Below are 16,523 nucleotides of genomic sequence, written 5' to 3' on the forward strand. Positions count from 1 at the left end.
CGCTCCTCAATTCCAGTAGAATGCCGCGAACCTTCAGACCGCTGGCGCCTCTTGATGTCCACGATAGCAGACAACATTCAACTGGTTAGTTCGCGCATCCAGGCTGCCACCGCAGCGGCCGGGCGCACTGAAAACAGCGTGCAGTTGCTCGCGGTCAGCAAGACCAAACCCGCCGAAGCCCTGCGTGAAGCGTATGCCGCCGGCCTGCGCGACTTTGGCGAGAACTATCTGCAGGAAGCCTTGAGCAAACAGCTCGAACTGGCCGACCTGCCCTTGATCTGGCACTTCATCGGCCCCATTCAATCGAACAAGACTCGCGCCATCGCCGAGCATTTCGAGTGGGTGCATTCCGTGGATCGTCTGAAAATTGCCCAGCGTCTGTCCGAACAGCGCCCGGCGGATCTGCCGCCACTGAACATCTGCATTCAGGTCAACGTCAGCGGTGAAGCCAGCAAGTCCGGCTGCACCCCGGACGACCTGCCGGCCCTGGCCAACGCCATCAGCGCCCTGCCGCGCTTGAAACTGCGCGGTTTGATGGCGATCCCCGAACCGACCGAAGATCGCGCCGAACAGGATGCCGCTTTTGCTGCCGTGCAACGTTTGCAGGACAGCCTGAATCTACCGCTCGACACACTTTCCATGGGCATGAGCCACGACCTCGAGTCGGCCATTGCCCAGGGCGCCACCCGGGTTCGTATCGGTACGGCCCTTTTCGGCGCCCGCGACTATTCCCAATCTTGAACATTTCTGGATAAGGACTGACATGAGCGACACACGTATTGCCTTTATCGGTGCCGGCAACATGGCCGCCAGCCTCATCGGCGGCCTGCGGGCCAAGGGTCTGGAAGCCGCGCACATCCGCGCCAGCGACCCGGGTGAAGAAACCCGCGCCAAAGTCAGCGCCGAACACGGCATCGAAACCTTTGCCGACAACGCCCAGGCCATCGATGGCGTCGACGTCGTCGTCCTGGCGGTCAAACCTCAGGCGATGAAAGCCGTGTGCGAAGCGATTCGCCCGAGCCTGAAACCGAATCAACTGGTGGTCTCGATTGCCGCCGGCATCACTTGCGCCAGCATGACCGCATGGCTCGGCGAGCAGCCGATCGTGCGTTGCATGCCCAACACCCCGGCGCTGCTGCGTCAGGGCGTCAGCGGCTTGTACGCCACCAGCGAAGTCACCGCCCAACAGCGCCAGCAAGCCGAAGAGCTGCTGTCCGCCGTCGGCATCGCTTTGTGGCTGAACGAAGAACAGCAACTGGACGCGGTGACTGCCGTGTCCGGATCCGGCCCTGCGTATTTCTTCCTGCTGATCGAAGCCATGACCGCCGCTGGCGTCAAACTCGGTCTGCCGAAAGAAACTGCCGAACAACTGACGTTGCAAACCGCTCTGGGCGCCGCGCACATGGCGGCTTCCAGTGACGTCGATGCCGCCGAACTGCGCCGTCGCGTGACCTCGCCGGCCGGGACTACAGAAGCTGCAATCAAATCGTTCCAGGCCGGTGGTTTCGAAGCCCTGGTAGAAAAAGCACTCGGCGCCGCCGCGCACCGCTCGGCCGAAATGGCCGAACAACTGGGCAAATAAGGAGCCTTACATGATTGGATTGAACACCGCAGCGGTTTACGTGCTGCAAACCCTCGGCAGTCTGTACCTGCTGATCGTGTTGTTGCGCTTCGTCCTGCAACTGGTACGGGCGAATTTCTACAACCCGCTTTGCCAGTTCATCGTCAAAGCGACTCAGCCGCTGCTCAAGCCACTGCGCCGGATCATCCCGAGTATGTTTGGCCTCGACATGTCGTCGCTGGTACTGGCAATTCTGGTTCAACTGGCGTTGATGGCGCTGACCCTGCTGCTGACTTACGGCACCACCGGTAACCCGCTGCAACTGTTTATCTGGTCGCTGATCGGCGTGACCGCGCTGTTCCTGAAGATCTTCTTCTTCGCCCTGATCATCAGCGTGATCCTGTCGTGGGTCGCCCCGGGCAGCCACAACCCGGGCGCTGAGCTGGTCAACCAGATCTGCGAACCGGCCCTGGCGCCGTTCCGCAAGTTCCTGCCGAGCCTCGGCGGGCTCGACCTGTCGCCGATCTTCGCGTTCCTGGCGCTGAAGCTGATCGACATGCTGGTGATCAACAACCTCGCGGCGATGACGATGATGCCGGAAATCCTGCGCCTGCTGATGTGAGCTGGTTTCGCTGGGACGGTGACGACCTGATTCTGGAATGTCACCTGCAACCTGCGGCCCGTAGCGATGACTTCGCCGGGCTGCATGGTGATCGGCTGAAGATCCGCCTGACCGCGCCGCCGGTCGAGGGCAAGGCCAACGCCTATCTGATGGGTTTTCTGGCCAAGGCGTTTGGGGTATCCAAGAGCCAGGTCAGCTTACTCAGCGGTGAGTTGAACCGGCAGAAGCGGGTGAAGATTTGCTCGCCGAAGAAGTTGCCGGAATTGCCTGACCTGATGCGCTCCTGATCACCCTGTGGCGAGGGGATTTATCCCCGATGGGTCGCGGAGCGGCCCCCTGGTTGTTGCCAACCCCAATCACTTGGCACTGCCAAGTGATTACAGGGCTGCTACGCAGCCCATCGGGGATAAATCCCCTCACCACAGGGGACTTCGCTCAATGAACGATCATGCCCGATCGTTGCTTGCCGCTAACCCCCCCGGTCTTTAGACTTACGCCTCATTTCAACGAGAGCAGGGTCGATGCCAACTGCCTTTCCCCCCGATTCTGTTGGTCTGGTGACGCCGCAAACGGCGCACTTCAGCGAACCGCTGGCCCTGGCCTGTGGCCGTTCGCTGGCCGCTTATGACCTGATCTACGAAACCTACGGCACGCTGAACGCGCAGGCGAGCAACGCCGTGCTGATCTGCCACGCCTTGTCCGGCCATCACCACGCCGCTGGCTATCACAGCCCCGACGACCGCAAGCCCGGTTGGTGGGACAGCTGCATCGGCCCCTGCAAACCGATCGACACCAGCAAATTCTTCGTGGTTAGCCTGAATAATCTGGGCGGCTGCAACGGTTCCACCGGCCCGAGCAGTATTAACCCGGAGACCGGCAAACCGTTCGGTGCCGACTTCCCGGTACTCACCGTGGAAGACTGGGTACACAGCCAGGCGCGTCTGGCCGACCTGCTCGGCATCGGCCAATGGGCAGCGGTGATCGGCGGCAGCCTCGGCGGCATGCAGGCGCTGCAATGGACCATCACCTACCCGGATCGCGTGCGCCATTGTCTGGCGATCGCCTCGGCCCCCAAGTTGTCGGCGCAGAACATCGCCTTCAACGAAGTGGCGCGCCAGGCGATTCTTACAGACCCGGAATTCCACGGCGGTTCGTTCCAGGAAGCGGGCGTGATCCCCAAACGCGGCCTGATGCTGGCGCGGATGGTCGGGCACATCACCTACCTGTCCGACGATTCCATGGGCGAGAAATTCGGCCGAGGCCTGAAGAGCGAAAAGCTCAACTACGACTTCCACAGTGTCGAGTTCCAGGTCGAAAGCTACCTGCGTTACCAGGGCGAAGAGTTCTCCGGACGCTTCGACGCCAACACCTATCTATTGATGACCAAGGCGCTGGATTACTTCGATCCGGCAGCGAACTTCGACGATAACCTGGCGAAAACCTTCGAGAACGCCACGGCCAAGTTCTGCGTGATGTCGTTCACCACCGACTGGCGTTTTTCCCCGGCTCGTTCACGCGAACTGGTGGACGCGCTGATGGCAGCACGTAAAGACGTCAGCTACCTGGAAATCGACGCGCCGCAGGGCCACGACGCCTTCCTGATTCCGATCCCGCGCTATTTGCAGGCGTTCGGCAATTACATGAACCGCATTTCGTTGTGAGAAAGCCATGAGAGCTGATCTGGAAATCATCCAGGAATGGATCCCCGCCGGCAGCCGCGTCCTCGACCTGGGCTGTGGTGACGGCGAGTTGCTGACCTGGCTGCGCGACCACAAGCAGGTCACCGGTTATGGCCTGGAAAACGACGCCGACAACATCGCTCAATGCGTGGCCAAAGGCGTCAACGTCATCGAGCAGGATCTGGATAAAGGCCTGGGCAACTTCGCCAGCAACAGTTTCGACATCGTGGTGATGACCCAGGCGCTGCAAGCCGTGCATTACCCGGACAAGATCCTCGACGAAATGCTGCGGGTCGGCCGTCAGTGCATCATCACCTTCCCCAACTTCGGTCACTGGCGCTGCCGCTGGTATCTGGCGAGCAAGGGGCGGATGCCGGTCTCCGAGTTTCTGCCGTACACCTGGTACAACACGCCGAACATCCACTTCTGCACCTTCGAAGACTTTGAAGAACTTTGTCGCGAACGTGATGCGAAGGTCATTGATCGGCTTGCCGTGGATCAACAGCACCGCCACGGGTGGGCCAGTAAGCTATGGCCTAATCTGTTAGGTGAAATTGGTATCTACCGCGTCAGCAGCCCGGTGCTTGCAGATCATCGGGTCGCGGTCTGAGCCACGACATTTCGAGGAGGATGATCATGGGTCGTTTAGCGTTGTTGTTAATCACTGCCTGCCTGAGCGTCGGCGCCATGGCCGCCGATGTCATCAAGGGCGAGCGAAAGGAAGTGTTCGGTGATGTCACCGTGCACTACAACACTTTCAACTCCACCTTCCTGACGCCGGACATCGCCAAGGCTGCCGAGCTGATCCGCAGCAAGAATCAGGGCGTGATCAATGTCTCGGTGATCAAGGGCGGCAAACCGCTGATCGCCAACGTTACCGGCACGGTCAAAGACCTGACCAGCCAGAGCGTGCCGCTGAACTTCAAGCAAGTCACCGAGCAGGGTGCGATCTATTACATCGCCCAATACCCGGTGCCTCAGCAGGAAACCCGCACCTTCGAAATCAAGGTGCAGACCGGTGACAAGATCGACACCATCAACTTCAACCAAGAACTTTTCCCCGGCGAATGATGAATCTCAAGCAGCTCGTACTGGCCAGCCATAACGCCGGCAAACTCAAAGAACTCCAGGCCATGCTCGGCGACTCGGTGCAACTGCGCTCGATCGGCGAGTGGAGCAAGGTCGAGCCGGAGGAAACCGGTCTGTCGTTCGTCGAGAACGCGATCCTCAAGGCGCGTAACGCCGCACGTATTTCCGGGCTGCCCGCGCTGGCCGACGACTCCGGTCTGGCAGTGGATTTCCTCGGCGGTGCACCGGGCATCTATTCGGCGCGTTATGCCGACGGCAAGGGCGATGCAGCGAACAACGCCAAACTGCTCGACGCCCTCAAAGACGTGCCTGAAGCCGAACGCGGCGCGCAGTTCGTCTGCGTGCTGGCACTGGTGCGTCACGCCGACGATCCGTTGCCGATCCTCTGCGAAGGCCTGTGGCACGGACGCATCCTGACTGCCGCCAGCGGCGAACACGGTTTTGGTTACGACCCGCTGTTCTGGGTGCCGGAGCGCGATGTTTCCAGCGCTGAACTGAGCCCGGCCGACAAGAATCAGATCAGCCACCGCGCCCGTGCAATGGATCTGCTGCGCCAGCGTCTGGGCCTGAAATGACCGACACCCCCTCTGCGTCGTCGCTGATCATCGGCGGCGCCGCTTCTTCGCCTCGGGCGCCGCTGCCAACGCTGCCGCCCCTGGCGCTGTACATCCATATCCCATGGTGCGTGCGCAAATGCCCGTATTGCGATTTCAACTCGCACACCGCCAGCCCGGTGCTGCCGGAGCAGGAATACGTCGACGCGTTGCTGGCCGATCTCGATCAGGACCTGCATGCGGTTTATGGCCGTGAAATCAGCTCGATTTTCTTCGGTGGCGGTACACCGAGCCTGTTCAGCGCCCAAGCCCTTGGGCGTTTGCTGGAAGGCGTCGAGCAGCGCATTCCGTTTGCCAAAGACATCGAGATCACTCTGGAAGCCAATCCCGGCACCTTCGAACAAGAGAAGTTTGTCGCGTACCGCAAGCTGGGGATCAATCGCCTGTCGATCGGTATCCAGAGTTTCCAGCAGGAAAAGCTCAAGGCGCTCGGCCGTATTCATAACGGCGACGAAGCAGTACGCGCGGCAGGCATGGCGCGGCAGGCCGGGTTCGATAACTTCAACCTCGACTTGATGCACGGCTTGCCCGATCAGTCGCTGGACGACGCCTTGAGCGATCTGCGCCAGGCCATCGAACTGCAGCCGACGCACATTTCCTGGTATCAGCTGACGCTTGAGCCGAACACGGTGTTCTGGAACCAGCCGCCGGTGCTGCCGGAAGACGACACGCTGTGGGACATTCAAGAGGCCGGGCAAGCGCTACTGGCCGAGCACGGTTACGCGCAATACGAAGTGTCGGCTTACGCCCAACCCGGTCGCCCGGCGCGGCATAACGTCAATTATTGGAGTTTCGGCGACTTCATCGGCATCGGTGCCGGCGCTCACGGCAAACTCAGCCATCCGGACGGGCGCATCGTGCGTACCTGGAAGACGCGCCTGCCGAAGGACTATCTCAACCCGGCGAAATGCTTTCAGGCCGGCGAGAAAGCCCTGACCAACGATGAGATGCCGTTCGAGTTCCTGATGAACGCCTTGCGACTGACAGAAGGCGTGGAATCGCGCCTATATCCGGAACGCACCGGCCTGTCGCTGGAAAGCCTCGCCGAAGGCCGGGCAGCGGCAGAACAAAGCGGTCTGTTGCAGGTCGAACCGTCACATCTGGCGGCCACCGAGCGCGGACAGCTGTTCCTCAACGACTTGCTGCAACAATTCCTGAACTGAGCCCAACCCTCAACTTCTGTCCCAAGGGAAAACGCATGGATTTGATACTCGACCTGCTCGCTACCGTCTCCCGCTGGAGCCGCAGCAACCTCTCGGAAATCGCATTGGCGCTGGTCGGCTGCCTGCTGGTGCTGTTCGGCGCCGACTTCAAAGGCTGGGTCGAACAACGCTTGGGCAGCATCGCCGGCGCCCTGCGCGTACCGCTCATGGCCCTGCTGTGCTTGATTGGCAGCGGTGCAGCACTGATCTACGCCACACCTTGGGTAATCAAGGGATTGAGCCAGTTCAACAATTACAGCTTGGCACCGGTGCTGTTGGTGGTGCTGGTGTTGATCGGCGTAGTCGCAGACCGCCGCTGATCATTGAATTCAAACAGGGAAGTTCATGAGCAAGAAACAGATGGACGAAACGAGCAAGTTTCTCAGCTATGTGTTGCGCCACGAGCCTCAGGCCATTGGCCTGAGGCTGGACTCTGAAGGCTGGGCGAATATCGAAGCGCTGATCAGCGGCGCGGCACGCGACGGTCGCACTCTCGATCGCGCGCTGATCGAAACTGTCGTGGCGAGCAGCGACAAGAAACGCTTTTCGATATCCGAGGACGGCCAGCAGATCCGCGCCGTGCAGGGTCACTCGACCAAGAGCGTGGAGCTGCAGTTTGAGGAAAAGCAGCCACCAGAAACGCTGTATCACGGCACGGCGACGCGCTTCATGGACTCGATCAACCAGCAAGGCTTGATCCCCGGATCGCGTCATCACGTGCATCTCTCGGCAGAAACCACCACCGCCTCAGCCGTAGGCCAACGCTACGGCACCGTGGTGATCCTGAAAGTCGCCGCGCGGCAGATGCAGGAACAAGGTTTCAAGTTCTATCAGGCCGAGAATGGCGTCTGGCTAACAGAGCAAGTACCAGTGCGCTTCATCTCTACGTTGTAGTCCTCGACACGTTCGTCATCTATTCAGCGCTGGCTTTGACCTCACTTCGAATCATCGCACTGAGCCCGTAGTAGTCCTTACAGCCCAACGCTTCTGCATTGTCCAGATACGCAATATTCTGACCGTCGTGACGGTCATTCTCGTTTACACGCGTCAGCGCAAGAATGTAGTTGGCCTCAGCCCGATATTGATCTTCTGACAATAACAGCGCGACAGCGCGGGCCCGCATTGCCGCCAATTTGCCTTGCTGTCCGGCGGGCGCCCTCTCGTCGAAGAAGCACAGCGAACGCTTGGCCTGCAAAGGATAGACGTGGGCATAAGCGTCGGGCTTGCTCAATAACTGTTGCAGCGACTGCAAGAACTTCAAATGATCCGCGTTTTGCAGATCAAACCTTTCGTATGCCTTGTCGCATAAATGGTAGTAACCCACCGCAGCCGCCAGCAACCCCTGATCCATGGCTTTCTGGTAAAGGCCACAGGCCTCCATCCGCGTTCGCTCAGAGAACATCGGATTGTCCTGAAGGTTGGCCAGCAAGTACGTTGCGAGCATATGCCCGCCATCCGAGGCCTTTTTCAGATTGTCTGCAAGCGCTGCAAAATCGCCTTCGGCATTGCGCAACTGCTCCGGCGTATACGCGAGTTCCGGCTCCCCGGCGCCTTCCCGCCTGATCCGCTCATCGGCGTCACGCTGGATTTTTTCGGCCACTCTTTGCGCGCTGGCGAAGTATTCATCGGGCGTTACCACGCGCTCGCAAGCCGCTGAAAACAGCAGACCCAACAACAGCATGCAGGTGAAAAGGGCTTTCAAGACTCGTCTTCCTTTACAAGTGGGGGGGGGACGAAGATCTTTCGGCGGATCACCAGCAATCTTGAACAAACTCCGAAAACAATTGTGGGAGCTCGCTCGCGAAAACTTGGTGTCAGTCAACTCAGTGCTGAATGATCCATCGCATTCGCGAGCAAGCTCGCTCCCACAGGTTTATCTACAGATTTTATTGCGTAAGGCTCAGGACAGTTTTTCGAACTTCAGGTCCCACACGCCGTGGCCAAGTCGTTCGCCGCGGCGTTCGAACTTGGTGATCGGGCGTTCGGCCGGGCGTGGCACGCACTTGCCGTCTTCGGCGAGGTTGCGGTAGCCCGGGGCGACGCTCATCACTTCATGCATGTATTCGGCATACGGTTCCCAGTCGGTGGCCATGTGCAGAATACCGCCGACCTTCAACTTGCTGCGCACCAGTTCAGCGAACGACGCCTGAACGATACGACGCTTGTGGTGACGGCTCTTGTGCCACGGATCCGGGAAGAACAGCATCAGGCGATCAAGGCTGTTGTCGGCGATGCAGCGGTTGAGCACTTCGATCGCGTCGCAGTCGTAAACGCGCAGGTTGGTCAGGCCCTGAGTCAGCACGCCATTGAGCAGCGCGCCGACACCCGGACGGTGAACCTCAACGCCGATGAAATCCTGCTCTGGCGCCGCCGCGGCCATTTCCAGCAGCGAGTGGCCCATGCCGAAACCGATCTCCAGCGAGCGCGGTGCCGAGCGGCCGAACACCTGATCGTAATCCACCGGCGCGTCAGCCAATGGCAGCACGAACAGCGGCGTGCCTTGATCCAGGCCTTTCTGCTGGCCTTCGGTCATGCGCCCGGCGCGCATCACGAAACTCTTGATGCGGCGGTGTTGGCGCTCGTCGCCCTCTTCCGTCTGGATAGGCGTGTCGTTCGATTCAGTCATCAATGGCTCTTACTTGATCAGACCATCCAGCGGCGAGGAGGCGCTGGCATAGAGTTTTTTCGGCATGCGGCCGGCGAGGTAGGCCAGACGGCCCGCGACGATCGCGTGTTGCATGGCTTGGGCCATCATCACAGGTTGCCCGGCGTGGGCGATGGCCGAATTCATCAGCACCGCGTCACAGCCCAGCTCCATGGCAATGGTAGCGTCGGAAGCGGTACCGACACCGGCATCCACCAACACCGGGATCTTGGCTTCTTCGAGGATGATCTGCAGGTTGTACGGGTTGCAGATCCCCAGACCCGAACCGATCAGACCGGCCAGCGGCATCACCGCGATGCAGCCGATTTCCGCGAGTTGACGGGCGATGATCGGGTCATCGCTGGTGTAGACCATCACGTCGAAACCTTCCTTGACCAGCGTTTCGGCGGCCTTGAGGGTTTCGATCACGTTGGGGAACAGGGTTTTCTGGTCGGCCAGCACTTCCAGCTTCACCAGGTTGTGGCCGTCGAGCAGTTCGCGGGCCAGGCGGCAGGTGCGCACGGCTTCGATGGCGTCGTAGCAACCAGCGGTATTCGGCAGGAAGGTGTAGCGATCCGGCGACAGCACGTCGAGCAGGTTCGGCTCGCCTTCGATCTGGCCGAGGTTGGTGCGGCGCACGGCGAAGGTGACGATTTCGGCACCCGAGGCTTCGATCGCCTGGCGGGTTTCTTCCATGTCACGGTACTTGCCGGTACCGACCAGCAAACGCGACTGGTAAGTACGACCGGCCAGCACAAAAGGCTTGTCGCTACGAACGATGCTCATGGGGAATCCTCTTTAGGGGTGAGGGTCTTGCAGAATTCTGTGCCCTTGCGGGCCGAACGACTAGCCGCCGCCGATGGCGTGCACGACTTCGACATTGTCGCCGTCGTTGAGCGTGGTGTCGGCATGCTGGCTGCGCGGGACGATATCCAGATTGAGTTCGACTGCTACCCGGCGTCCGGTCAGATCCAGACGGGTCAGCAGGGCCGCAACGGTTTCACCGTCGGGCAGTTCAAGGGATTCGCCGTTCAACTGAATGCGCATGCGCAAGGCCGCCATCATTTTTAGGGGCTGGCATTCTAGCCCGATCAGACGGGGCGACCCAAGCCATTCATCGTGAAATGGACTACCCGGTCAGCTCAGCCGCCAGGCGGCCAGCCCCAGGCACAGCCAGCCGATCAGAAACGCCAGGCCGCCGAACGGGGTGATGATGCCAAGCTTGCTGATGCCGGTGATGGTCAGTAGGTACAGACTGCCGGAGAACAACAAAATGCCGATGGAGAACGAAACGCCAGCCCAGGTCACCAGCCGACCCTGAATCTGTGTGGCCAGCAGCGCCACGCCGAACAGCGCCAAAGTGTGCACCAGTTGATAGGTGACGCCGGTGTGGAAAATCGCCAGATACTCGGGCGTCAGGCGGTTTTTCAGGCCGTGGGCGGCGAATGCACCCAATGCAACCCCGGTAAAACCAAAGAAAGCGGCCAGCATCAGAAAGCCACGCAGCATGTGGAACTCCAGTCAGACTCGATCGGCAGGGTCTGTATAATGGCCCGCTCCACGGGTTCGGCCAAGCCATCTCTATGCTCCGTTCAATTTTCCGTCGTCTCACGAAGGCCCTGCTCTGGTTCGCGGGCGGCAGCGTATTGCTGGTCCTGTTGTTTCGCTTTGTGCCGCCGCCCGGCACGGCGCTGATGGTCGAGCGCAAGGTCGAATCCTGGGTCGACGGCGAGCCGATCGACCTGCAACGCACCTGGAAACCGTGGGATGAGATCTCCGATGATCTTAAGGTGGCGGTCATGGCCGGCGAGGATCAGAAGTTTCCCGAGCATTGGGGCTTTGATTTCAGCGCCATCCAGGCCGCGCTGGCCCATAACGAACTCGGAGGCTCGATTCGCGGCGCCAGTACGTTGAGCCAGCAAGTGTCGAAGAACCTGTTTCTGTGGGCCGGTCGTAGTTATCTGCGAAAAGGTCTGGAAGCTTGGTTTACCGCGCTGATCGAGGTGTTCTGGCCCAAGCAGCGGATTCTTGAGGTGTATCTGAACAGCGTCGAGTGGGATGACGGGGTATTTGGCGCTGAAGCGGCGGCCCGGCATCACTTTGGCGTAAGCGCCAAGTCGCTGTCCCGGCAGCAGGCAAGCTATCTGGCGGCTGTCCTGCCGAACCCACGGGTCTGGAGTGCGAGCCATCCGACAGCGTATGTTTCGCGCCGAGCCGGGTGGATTCGCCAGCAGATGAGTCAGTTGGGCGGGACGAGCTATCTGCTCGGGCTCAATGATTCGCGCCGGGCGCCCTGGGCGCAGTAGCGCCATAAAGCAAAAGATCGCAGCCTTCGGCAGCTCCTACACAGGATTGCATTTCACCTGTAGAAGCTGCCGAAGGCTGCGATCTCTTGATCTGCTGAACGAAAACGCCCCGATCATTGCTGATCGGGGCGTTTTTATTTGCCGAGGCGCCGGTTACGCGGCAATCGACAACTTGAGCTTGTTCATCGCGCTCTTTTCGAGCTGACGGATACGCTCGGCCGACACGTTGTACTTCTGCGCCAGGTCGTGCAGCGTGGCTTTTTCTTCTGCCAGCCAACGCTGGTAAAGGATGTCACGGCTGCGTTCGTCCAGCACTTCCAGCGCTTCGTGCAGATTGCTGTTGGAGTTGTCGCTCCAGTCGGCATCTTCCAGTTGACGCGCCGGGTCGTACCGGTGGTCTTCCAGATAGTTGGCCGGCGACTGGAAAGCGCTGTCGTCGTCCGCTTCCGCGGCCGGGTCGAAGGCCATGTCGTGGCCGGTCAGGCGACTTTCCATCTCGCGCACTTCCCGCGGCTCGACGCCGAGGCTTTCCGCCACACGGTGGACTTCCTCGTTGTTCAGCCACGCCAGACGTTTCTTCTGGCTGCGCAGGTTGAAGAACAGCTTGCGCTGGGCCTTGGTGGTCGCGACTTTCACAATGCGCCAGTTGCGCAGGATGAACTCGTGAATTTCCGCCTTGATCCAGTGCACGGCGAACGACACCAGACGCACACCCATTTCCGGGTTGAAGCGCTTGACGGCCTTCATCAGGCCGACGTTACCTTCCTGGATCAGGTCAGCCTGAGCCAGACCGTAGCCGGAATAGCTACGGGCAATGTGTACGACAAAACGCAGGTGGGCGAGCACCATCTGCCGAGCCGCCCCCAAATCCTGCTCATAGTAGAGACTCTCGGCCAGTTCACGCTCCTGCTCCGGCGTCAGCAGTGGAATGCTGTTCACGGTGTGCACATAGGCTTCCAGGTTCGCACCTGGAACCAACGCGTACGCAGGTTGCAAAGAATTGGTCATACGAAAAAACCTCCGACTTACATAACTCGCGCCTTTCGGCACTGCGAAAAATTGACCGGGAACTCAAGTACAAGTTCCCAAAAAAACCGCAAGGCCAATCACGCGCAAAAAAGATTCTACTTCGGCGCCAGCTCCCTGAGATGACGTGCGACTGCAATCCATGCACCGATATAACCCAACAGCACCGCGCCAAGCAAGAGCGACAGACCGTCGGCAACTGGCACTCCGGCCAGTGCGAAATCACTGCCGTACAAGCCGGCCAGTCCAACCACCGCATCATTCAACCAGTTCAGGCCGAACGCCAATACGCCCCAGGACAGCAGTCCCGCACCGAAGCCATACAACGCGCCCATATAAAGGAAGGGACGACGTACATAGCTGTCGGTGCCGCCGACGAGTTTAATCACTTCTATCTCGGTGCGGCGGTTTTCAATATGAAGACGAATGGTATTGCCTATCACCAAAAGTAATGCAGAAACCAACAACACCGTCAGACCGAAGACAAAACGATCGCCGAGCTTGAGGATGGCGGCCAGACGCTCGACCCAGACTAGATCAAGTTGTGCCTGTTGTACCTTGGGCAGCTCGGAAAGTTTTTGTCTTAATGCTTCCAGGGTCGGCTTGTCGACCTCGTTCGGGGTCACCAGCACCACACCCGGCAACGGGTTTTCCGGCAGCTCGCGCAGGGCTTCGCCCAATCCGGACTGCTGCTGGAACTCTTCCAGCGCCTGATCGCGGCCGACATATTCAGCATCAGCTACGCCGGGCATGCCTTTGATCTGCTCGCGCAACGATTCGCCCTGCTCCGGGCTGGCGTCGAGTTGCAGGTACAGCGAAATCTGCGCCGCCCGCTGCCACGAACCGCCGAGACGCTCGACGTTGTTGAGCAGCAGCGACAACCCCATCGGCAGGCTCAGCGCCACGGCCATCACCATGCAGGTGAAGAAGCTGCCGATCGGCTGCTTGCCGAGACGACGCAGGCTGTCGAGCAAACTGGCACGATGGCTTTCGACCCAGGCGCGGAAAAGCGTGGCGAAGTCCGGCCCGTCATCATCGTCGTGTTTTTTCTTCTTCGGCGGCTGCGGATCGGCGGCCTTGGGGGCCACGCGCTCGGAAACCTTGGGGCTACGTGTCGCACTCATTCGCCGGCCTCCCCGTCGCCGATCAATCGGCCACGTTGCAAGGTCAGCATGCGATGACGCATGCGCGCGATCAGTGCCAGGTCGTGACTCGCGATCAACACGCTGGTGCCCAGCCGGTTGATGTCTTCGAACACGCCCATGATCTCGGCCGCCAGACGCGGGTCGAGGTTACCGGTCGGTTCGTCCGCCAGCAGCAAGGCCGGGCGATGGACGATGGCGCGGGCAATGCCGACGCGCTGTTGCTGACCGGTGGACAGGTCGCCGGGGTACAGATCGGTTTTATCCGACAGCGCCACGCGCTCCAGCGCCGAGTCGACACGCTTGGCGATCTCGGCCTTGGACAGCCCGAGAATCTGCAGCGGCAACGCGACGTTGTTGAACACCGTGCGATCAAACAGCAACTGGTGATTCTGGAACACCACGCCGATCTGCCGGCGCAGGAACGGAATCTGTGCATTGCTGATGGTGCTCAGGTCTTGCCCGGCCAGCAGCAATTTGCCGCTGGTTGGACGTTCCATCGCCAGCAAAAGGCGCAACAGCGTGGACTTGCCCGCGCCGGAGTGACCGGTGACAAACAAGAACTCGCCACGACGGACTCGAAAGCTCAGCTCATGCAAGCCGACGTGACCGTTCGGATACCGTTTACCGACCTGTTCGAAACGAATCATGAACGCTCCCGCTCGGCAAACAGTGCCTGGACAAAGGGTTCGGCTTCAAAAGTACGCAAATCGTCGATGCCTTCACCGACGCCGATGTAGCGGATCGGCAAGCCAAACTGCTTGGCCAGGGCGAAAATCACCCCGCCCTTGGCGGTGCCGTCGAGCTTGGTCAGCGCCAGGCCGGTCAGTTCGACGGTCTGGTTGAATTGCTTGGCCTGGTTGATGGCGTTCTGGCCGGTGCCGGCATCGAGCACCAGCAGCACTTCGTGCGGCGCGTCGGCGTCGAGCTTGCCGATTACCCGGCGAACTTTTTTCAGTTCTTCCATCAGGTTGTCTTTGGTGTGCAGACGGCCAGCAGTGTCGGCGATCAGCACGTCGATGCCACGGGCCTTGGCGGCTTGCACGGCGTCGAAGATCACCGAAGCCGAATCAGCGCCGGTGTGCTGGGCGATCACCGGGATCTTGTTGCGTTCACCCCAGACCTGCAATTGCTCTACAGCGGCGGCGCGGAAGGTGTCACCGGCGGCGAGCATGACTTTCTTGCCTTCCAGTTGCAGCTTCTTCGCCAGTTTGCCGATGGTGGTGGTCTTGCCGGCGCCGTTGACGCCGACCACCAGAATCACGAATGGCTTGTTCTGCGAAACAATCTTCAGCGGCTGCTCGACCGGTTTGAGCATCGCAGCCAGCTCGGCCTGCAGGGATTTGTACAACGCGTCGGCGTCGGCCAGTTCCTTGCGAGCGACCTTCTGGGTCAGGCGCTGGATGATCTGCGTAGTGGCTTCGACGCCGACGTCGGCAGTCAGCAGACGGGTTTCGAGGTCGTCGAGCAAGTCGTCGTCGATGGTTTTTCGGCCTAGAAACAGGCTGGCCATGCCCTCGCCGATGCTGGCGCTGGTTTTCGACAGACCTTGCTTGAGGCGGGCGAAGAAACCGGCTTTGGTCTCCTCGGTACGCGGGGCTTCGGCCGGAACTTCGACGGGCGCAGCTTCGACCGCAACGATTGGCGCAACGACAACCGGCGCGGGTGCTGGCTCTGGTTGCTGGATGATTGGCGCAACTGGAGCAACCGGCTCGGCAAACACTGGCGCAGCAGGCGCTGCCACAACCGGCGCAGGCTCGACAACCGGCTCAACCAAAGGCGCCGGAGCAACCTCGGCAACGAACGCGGCAGGCGCAGGAATTGGCGGTGTCACATGGGGCGCGGCCTCTTCCACCAGCGCCACCGGCTCTTCCGCCACTGGCAAAGTCAGCCACGGTTCGGCGGCCGGGGTCAGCGGCAATTCGGCGGCCACCGGGATTTCAGTCTCAGGCTCGGCCGCCGGTTGCAGCACCGGCTCGGCAATCGGCAGAACGATCGGCGCCGGCTCTTCTTCTATTACGGGAGCAGGCGCAGGGGCCGGCTCAGGAATCGCGGGCGGCTGTTCGACGACGGGTTCCTGCGGTTTCTTACGCAGCCATCCGAACAGGCTTTTCTTCTCGCCAGCCGCAGCTGGGGTCTTCTTGTCGTCGTTGGAACCAAACATGGAGGACGGCTATCTCACGGTAGCGACGCGCCATAAGGGCGCCCCGGCAAATAAATATTCGATGCAGAACAGACTGTGTTTCACCCAGCTTGTTCACGCGCAACATTTTGTCGAGGCGCCAAAGGCACCTCAAAGGTCGATTATTACGAAGGACTGGAACGGCATCGTCGGCGAAAACGCAGAGTTTAGCTGACAAACTCAAAGCTTCTGCCGGAAACCCATACAACCTATCGACTGATCAAAGGCCTGATAGGCGTGGCCGCCAGTAAAACGGATCAGTATCCTAGCACCTCCTCGCCCGCCTAGGCTAAGACCAAGCGGGCAGCCCAACAGGTTAAAAAACGAATGAATGCTCTAGCCCGCCGCGCTGCAGGCCTGCTGCTCAGCACAGTCTGCCTGCCCCTTTCGGCCCTGGCGGCCGACCCGCAACCGACTCACGAATTCACCCTCGATACCGGCCTGCAGGTCGTCGTG

Annotated in this window: 22 protein-coding genes; 13 read left to right on the forward strand and 9 right to left on the reverse strand. The window is 60.3% G+C overall.

Features of this window, described 5'->3' with window-relative positions:
- The first annotated feature begins 54 nt into the window (after positions 1 to 54).
- The 11 genes from ACIOVB_RS16340 to ACIOVB_RS16390 all read left to right on the forward strand — a co-directional run bounded on the left by ACIOVB_RS16340 (position 55) and on the right by ACIOVB_RS16390 (position 7,661).
- Positions 55 to 741, forward strand: a complete 687-nt coding sequence (locus ACIOVB_RS16340; protein ID WP_401269361.1) for a YggS family pyridoxal phosphate-dependent enzyme — start codon at positions 55 to 57, stop codon at positions 739 to 741.
- A 22-nt stretch (positions 742 to 763) separates the two neighbouring features.
- Positions 764 to 1,582: a pyrroline-5-carboxylate reductase gene (proC, locus tag ACIOVB_RS16345; protein ID WP_401269364.1), complete on the forward strand. Its 819-nt coding sequence runs from the start codon at positions 764 to 766 to the stop codon at positions 1,580 to 1,582.
- A gap of 10 nt (positions 1,583 to 1,592) precedes the next feature.
- Complete coding sequence (locus tag ACIOVB_RS16350; RefSeq protein WP_187679035.1) at positions 1,593 to 2,183, forward strand: YggT family protein; 591 nt, start codon at positions 1,593 to 1,595, stop codon at positions 2,181 to 2,183.
- Positions 2,180 to 2,470 carry a DUF167 domain-containing protein gene (locus ACIOVB_RS16355; RefSeq protein WP_401269367.1) on the forward strand — a complete coding sequence of 97 codons (291 nt, stop codon included), beginning with the start codon at positions 2,180 to 2,182 and terminating at the stop codon, positions 2,468 to 2,470. The genes ACIOVB_RS16350 and ACIOVB_RS16355 overlap by 4 nt, the downstream gene beginning before the upstream one ends.
- Before the next feature lie 234 nt (positions 2,471 to 2,704).
- Complete coding sequence (locus tag ACIOVB_RS16360) at positions 2,705 to 3,844, forward strand: homoserine O-acetyltransferase (protein ID WP_401269369.1); 1,140 nt, start codon at positions 2,705 to 2,707, stop codon at positions 3,842 to 3,844.
- Positions 3,845 to 3,851: 7 nt separating this feature from the next.
- Positions 3,852 to 4,472: a methionine biosynthesis protein MetW gene (gene metW / locus ACIOVB_RS16365; protein ID WP_095186989.1), complete on the forward strand. Its 621-nt coding sequence runs from the start codon at positions 3,852 to 3,854 to the stop codon at positions 4,470 to 4,472.
- 26 nt (positions 4,473 to 4,498) lie between these two features.
- Positions 4,499 to 4,933 carry a DUF4426 domain-containing protein gene (locus ACIOVB_RS16370; protein WP_187679038.1) on the forward strand — a complete coding sequence of 145 codons (435 nt, stop codon included), beginning with the start codon at positions 4,499 to 4,501 and terminating at the stop codon, positions 4,931 to 4,933.
- Positions 4,930 to 5,526, forward strand: coding sequence for an RdgB/HAM1 family non-canonical purine NTP pyrophosphatase (gene rdgB / locus ACIOVB_RS16375; RefSeq protein ID WP_095186987.1), 597 nt, complete (start codon positions 4,930 to 4,932; stop codon positions 5,524 to 5,526). Before ACIOVB_RS16370 ends, rdgB begins: the two co-directional genes overlap by 4 nt.
- Positions 5,523 to 6,728, forward strand: a complete 1,206-nt coding sequence (gene hemW, locus ACIOVB_RS16380; protein WP_401269373.1) for a radical SAM family heme chaperone HemW — start codon at positions 5,523 to 5,525, stop codon at positions 6,726 to 6,728. The genes rdgB and hemW overlap by 4 nt, the downstream gene beginning before the upstream one ends.
- Positions 6,729 to 6,763: 35 nt before the next feature.
- Complete coding sequence (locus ACIOVB_RS16385) at positions 6,764 to 7,087, forward strand: DUF3392 domain-containing protein (RefSeq protein WP_008083808.1); 324 nt, start codon at positions 6,764 to 6,766, stop codon at positions 7,085 to 7,087.
- Positions 7,088 to 7,112: 25 nt separating this feature from the next.
- Complete coding sequence (locus ACIOVB_RS16390) at positions 7,113 to 7,661, forward strand: RNA 2'-phosphotransferase (RefSeq protein ID WP_401269376.1); 549 nt, start codon at positions 7,113 to 7,115, stop codon at positions 7,659 to 7,661.
- Positions 7,662 to 7,680: 19 nt separating this feature from the next.
- On the opposite strand, the gene ACIOVB_RS16395 is transcribed toward ACIOVB_RS16390, so the two are convergent.
- From ACIOVB_RS16395 to ACIOVB_RS16415, 5 genes are all read right to left on the reverse strand, one after another.
- Positions 7,681 to 8,469 carry a hypothetical protein gene (locus tag ACIOVB_RS16395; RefSeq protein WP_187679040.1) on the reverse strand — a complete coding sequence of 263 codons (789 nt, stop codon included), beginning with the start codon at positions 8,467 to 8,469 and terminating at the stop codon, positions 7,681 to 7,683.
- A gap of 198 nt (positions 8,470 to 8,667) precedes the next feature.
- Positions 8,668 to 9,393 carry a tRNA (guanosine(46)-N7)-methyltransferase TrmB gene (gene trmB / locus ACIOVB_RS16400; RefSeq protein ID WP_401269379.1) on the reverse strand — a complete coding sequence of 242 codons (726 nt, stop codon included), beginning with the start codon at positions 9,391 to 9,393 and terminating at the stop codon, positions 8,668 to 8,670.
- A 9-nt stretch (positions 9,394 to 9,402) separates the two neighbouring features.
- Entirely contained in the window at positions 9,403 to 10,197 is a 795-nt protein-coding gene (locus ACIOVB_RS16405) for a thiazole synthase (RefSeq protein WP_042561554.1), read from the reverse strand.
- A 60-nt stretch (positions 10,198 to 10,257) separates the two neighbouring features.
- Positions 10,258 to 10,458, reverse strand: a complete 201-nt coding sequence (thiS, locus tag ACIOVB_RS16410) for a sulfur carrier protein ThiS (RefSeq protein WP_167394879.1) — start codon at positions 10,456 to 10,458, stop codon at positions 10,258 to 10,260.
- A 90-nt stretch (positions 10,459 to 10,548) separates the two neighbouring features.
- Positions 10,549 to 10,920, reverse strand: coding sequence for a DUF423 domain-containing protein (locus ACIOVB_RS16415; protein WP_401269382.1), 372 nt, complete (start codon positions 10,918 to 10,920; stop codon positions 10,549 to 10,551).
- A gap of 74 nt (positions 10,921 to 10,994) precedes the next feature.
- On the opposite strand from ACIOVB_RS16415, the gene mtgA reads away from it, so the two are divergent.
- Positions 10,995 to 11,717: a monofunctional biosynthetic peptidoglycan transglycosylase gene (gene mtgA, locus ACIOVB_RS16420; protein WP_187679043.1), complete on the forward strand. Its 723-nt coding sequence runs from the start codon at positions 10,995 to 10,997 to the stop codon at positions 11,715 to 11,717.
- Between the two features lie 153 nt (positions 11,718 to 11,870).
- Here mtgA and rpoH read toward each other — a convergent pair whose 3' ends face one another.
- The 4 genes from rpoH to ftsY form a co-directional block, all read right to left on the reverse strand.
- Entirely contained in the window at positions 11,871 to 12,725 is an 855-nt protein-coding gene (gene rpoH, locus ACIOVB_RS16425; protein ID WP_007913617.1) for an RNA polymerase sigma factor RpoH, read from the reverse strand.
- Positions 12,726 to 12,841: 116 nt separating this feature from the next.
- Positions 12,842 to 13,867: a permease-like cell division protein FtsX gene (gene ftsX / locus ACIOVB_RS16430; protein WP_034153670.1), complete on the reverse strand. Its 1,026-nt coding sequence runs from the start codon at positions 13,865 to 13,867 to the stop codon at positions 12,842 to 12,844.
- Positions 13,864 to 14,535 (reverse strand): cell division ATP-binding protein FtsE, encoded by a 672-nt coding sequence (gene ftsE, locus ACIOVB_RS16435; RefSeq protein ID WP_008065082.1) that lies wholly within the window; start codon positions 14,533 to 14,535, stop codon positions 13,864 to 13,866. Before ftsE ends, ftsX begins: the two co-directional genes overlap by 4 nt.
- Positions 14,532 to 16,049 carry a signal recognition particle-docking protein FtsY gene (ftsY, locus tag ACIOVB_RS16440; protein ID WP_401269386.1) on the reverse strand — a complete coding sequence of 506 codons (1,518 nt, stop codon included), beginning with the start codon at positions 16,047 to 16,049 and terminating at the stop codon, positions 14,532 to 14,534. Before ftsY ends, ftsE begins: the two co-directional genes overlap by 4 nt.
- Here ftsY and ACIOVB_RS16445 point away from each other — a divergent pair.
- A complete protein-coding gene (locus ACIOVB_RS16445; protein ID WP_187679046.1) occupies positions 16,048 to 16,242 on the forward strand; it encodes a hypothetical protein in 195 nt (64 codons plus the stop codon). The genes ftsY and ACIOVB_RS16445 overlap by 2 nt on opposite strands.
- Positions 16,243 to 16,523: the final 281 nt, after the last annotated feature.

This window comes from Pseudomonas sp. NPDC087639, from assembly GCF_044743385.1.
GTDB lineage: Bacteria > Pseudomonadota > Gammaproteobacteria > Pseudomonadales > Pseudomonadaceae > Aquipseudomonas.

What these genes read in the sequence shown, in the direction of transcription:
- ACIOVB_RS16340 (WP_401269361.1), top strand. Translation starts at nt 55, where the DNA reads ATGTCCACGATAGCAGACAACATTCAACTGGTTAGTTCGCGCATCCAG.
- proC (WP_401269364.1), top strand. Translation starts at nt 764, where the DNA reads ATGAGCGACACACGTATTGCCTTTATCGGTGCCGGCAACATGGCCGCC.
- ACIOVB_RS16350 (WP_187679035.1), top strand. Translation starts at nt 1,593, where the DNA reads ATGATTGGATTGAACACCGCAGCGGTTTACGTGCTGCAAACCCTCGGC.
- ACIOVB_RS16360 (WP_401269369.1), top strand. Translation starts at nt 2,705, where the DNA reads ATGCCAACTGCCTTTCCCCCCGATTCTGTTGGTCTGGTGACGCCGCAA.
- metW (WP_095186989.1), top strand. Translation starts at nt 3,852, where the DNA reads ATGAGAGCTGATCTGGAAATCATCCAGGAATGGATCCCCGCCGGCAGC.
- ACIOVB_RS16370 (WP_187679038.1), top strand. Translation starts at nt 4,499, where the DNA reads ATGGGTCGTTTAGCGTTGTTGTTAATCACTGCCTGCCTGAGCGTCGGC.
- rdgB (WP_095186987.1), top strand. Translation starts at nt 4,930, where the DNA reads ATGATGAATCTCAAGCAGCTCGTACTGGCCAGCCATAACGCCGGCAAA.
- hemW (WP_401269373.1), top strand. Translation starts at nt 5,523, where the DNA reads ATGACCGACACCCCCTCTGCGTCGTCGCTGATCATCGGCGGCGCCGCT.
- ACIOVB_RS16385 (WP_008083808.1), top strand. Translation starts at nt 6,764, where the DNA reads ATGGATTTGATACTCGACCTGCTCGCTACCGTCTCCCGCTGGAGCCGC.
- ACIOVB_RS16390 (WP_401269376.1), top strand. Translation starts at nt 7,113, where the DNA reads ATGAGCAAGAAACAGATGGACGAAACGAGCAAGTTTCTCAGCTATGTG.
- trmB (WP_401269379.1), bottom strand. Translation starts at nt 9,393, where the DNA reads ATGACTGAATCGAACGACACGCCTATCCAGACGGAAGAGGGCGACGAG.
- ACIOVB_RS16405 (WP_042561554.1), bottom strand. Translation starts at nt 10,197, where the DNA reads ATGAGCATCGTTCGTAGCGACAAGCCTTTTGTGCTGGCCGGTCGTACT.
- thiS (WP_167394879.1), bottom strand. Translation starts at nt 10,458, where the DNA reads ATGCGCATTCAGTTGAACGGCGAATCCCTTGAACTGCCCGACGGTGAA.
- ACIOVB_RS16415 (WP_401269382.1), bottom strand. Translation starts at nt 10,920, where the DNA reads ATGCTGCGTGGCTTTCTGATGCTGGCCGCTTTCTTTGGTTTTACCGGG.
- mtgA (WP_187679043.1), top strand. Translation starts at nt 10,995, where the DNA reads ATGCTCCGTTCAATTTTCCGTCGTCTCACGAAGGCCCTGCTCTGGTTC.
- rpoH (WP_007913617.1), bottom strand. Translation starts at nt 12,725, where the DNA reads ATGACCAATTCTTTGCAACCTGCGTACGCGTTGGTTCCAGGTGCGAAC.
- ftsX (WP_034153670.1), bottom strand. Translation starts at nt 13,867, where the DNA reads ATGAGTGCGACACGTAGCCCCAAGGTTTCCGAGCGCGTGGCCCCCAAG.
- ftsE (WP_008065082.1), bottom strand. Translation starts at nt 14,535, where the DNA reads ATGATTCGTTTCGAACAGGTCGGTAAACGGTATCCGAACGGTCACGTC.
- ACIOVB_RS16445 (WP_187679046.1), top strand. Translation starts at nt 16,048, where the DNA reads ATGGAGGACGGCTATCTCACGGTAGCGACGCGCCATAAGGGCGCCCCG.
- ftsY (WP_401269386.1), bottom strand. Translation starts at nt 16,049, where the DNA reads ATGTTTGGTTCCAACGACGACAAGAAGACCCCAGCTGCGGCTGGCGAG.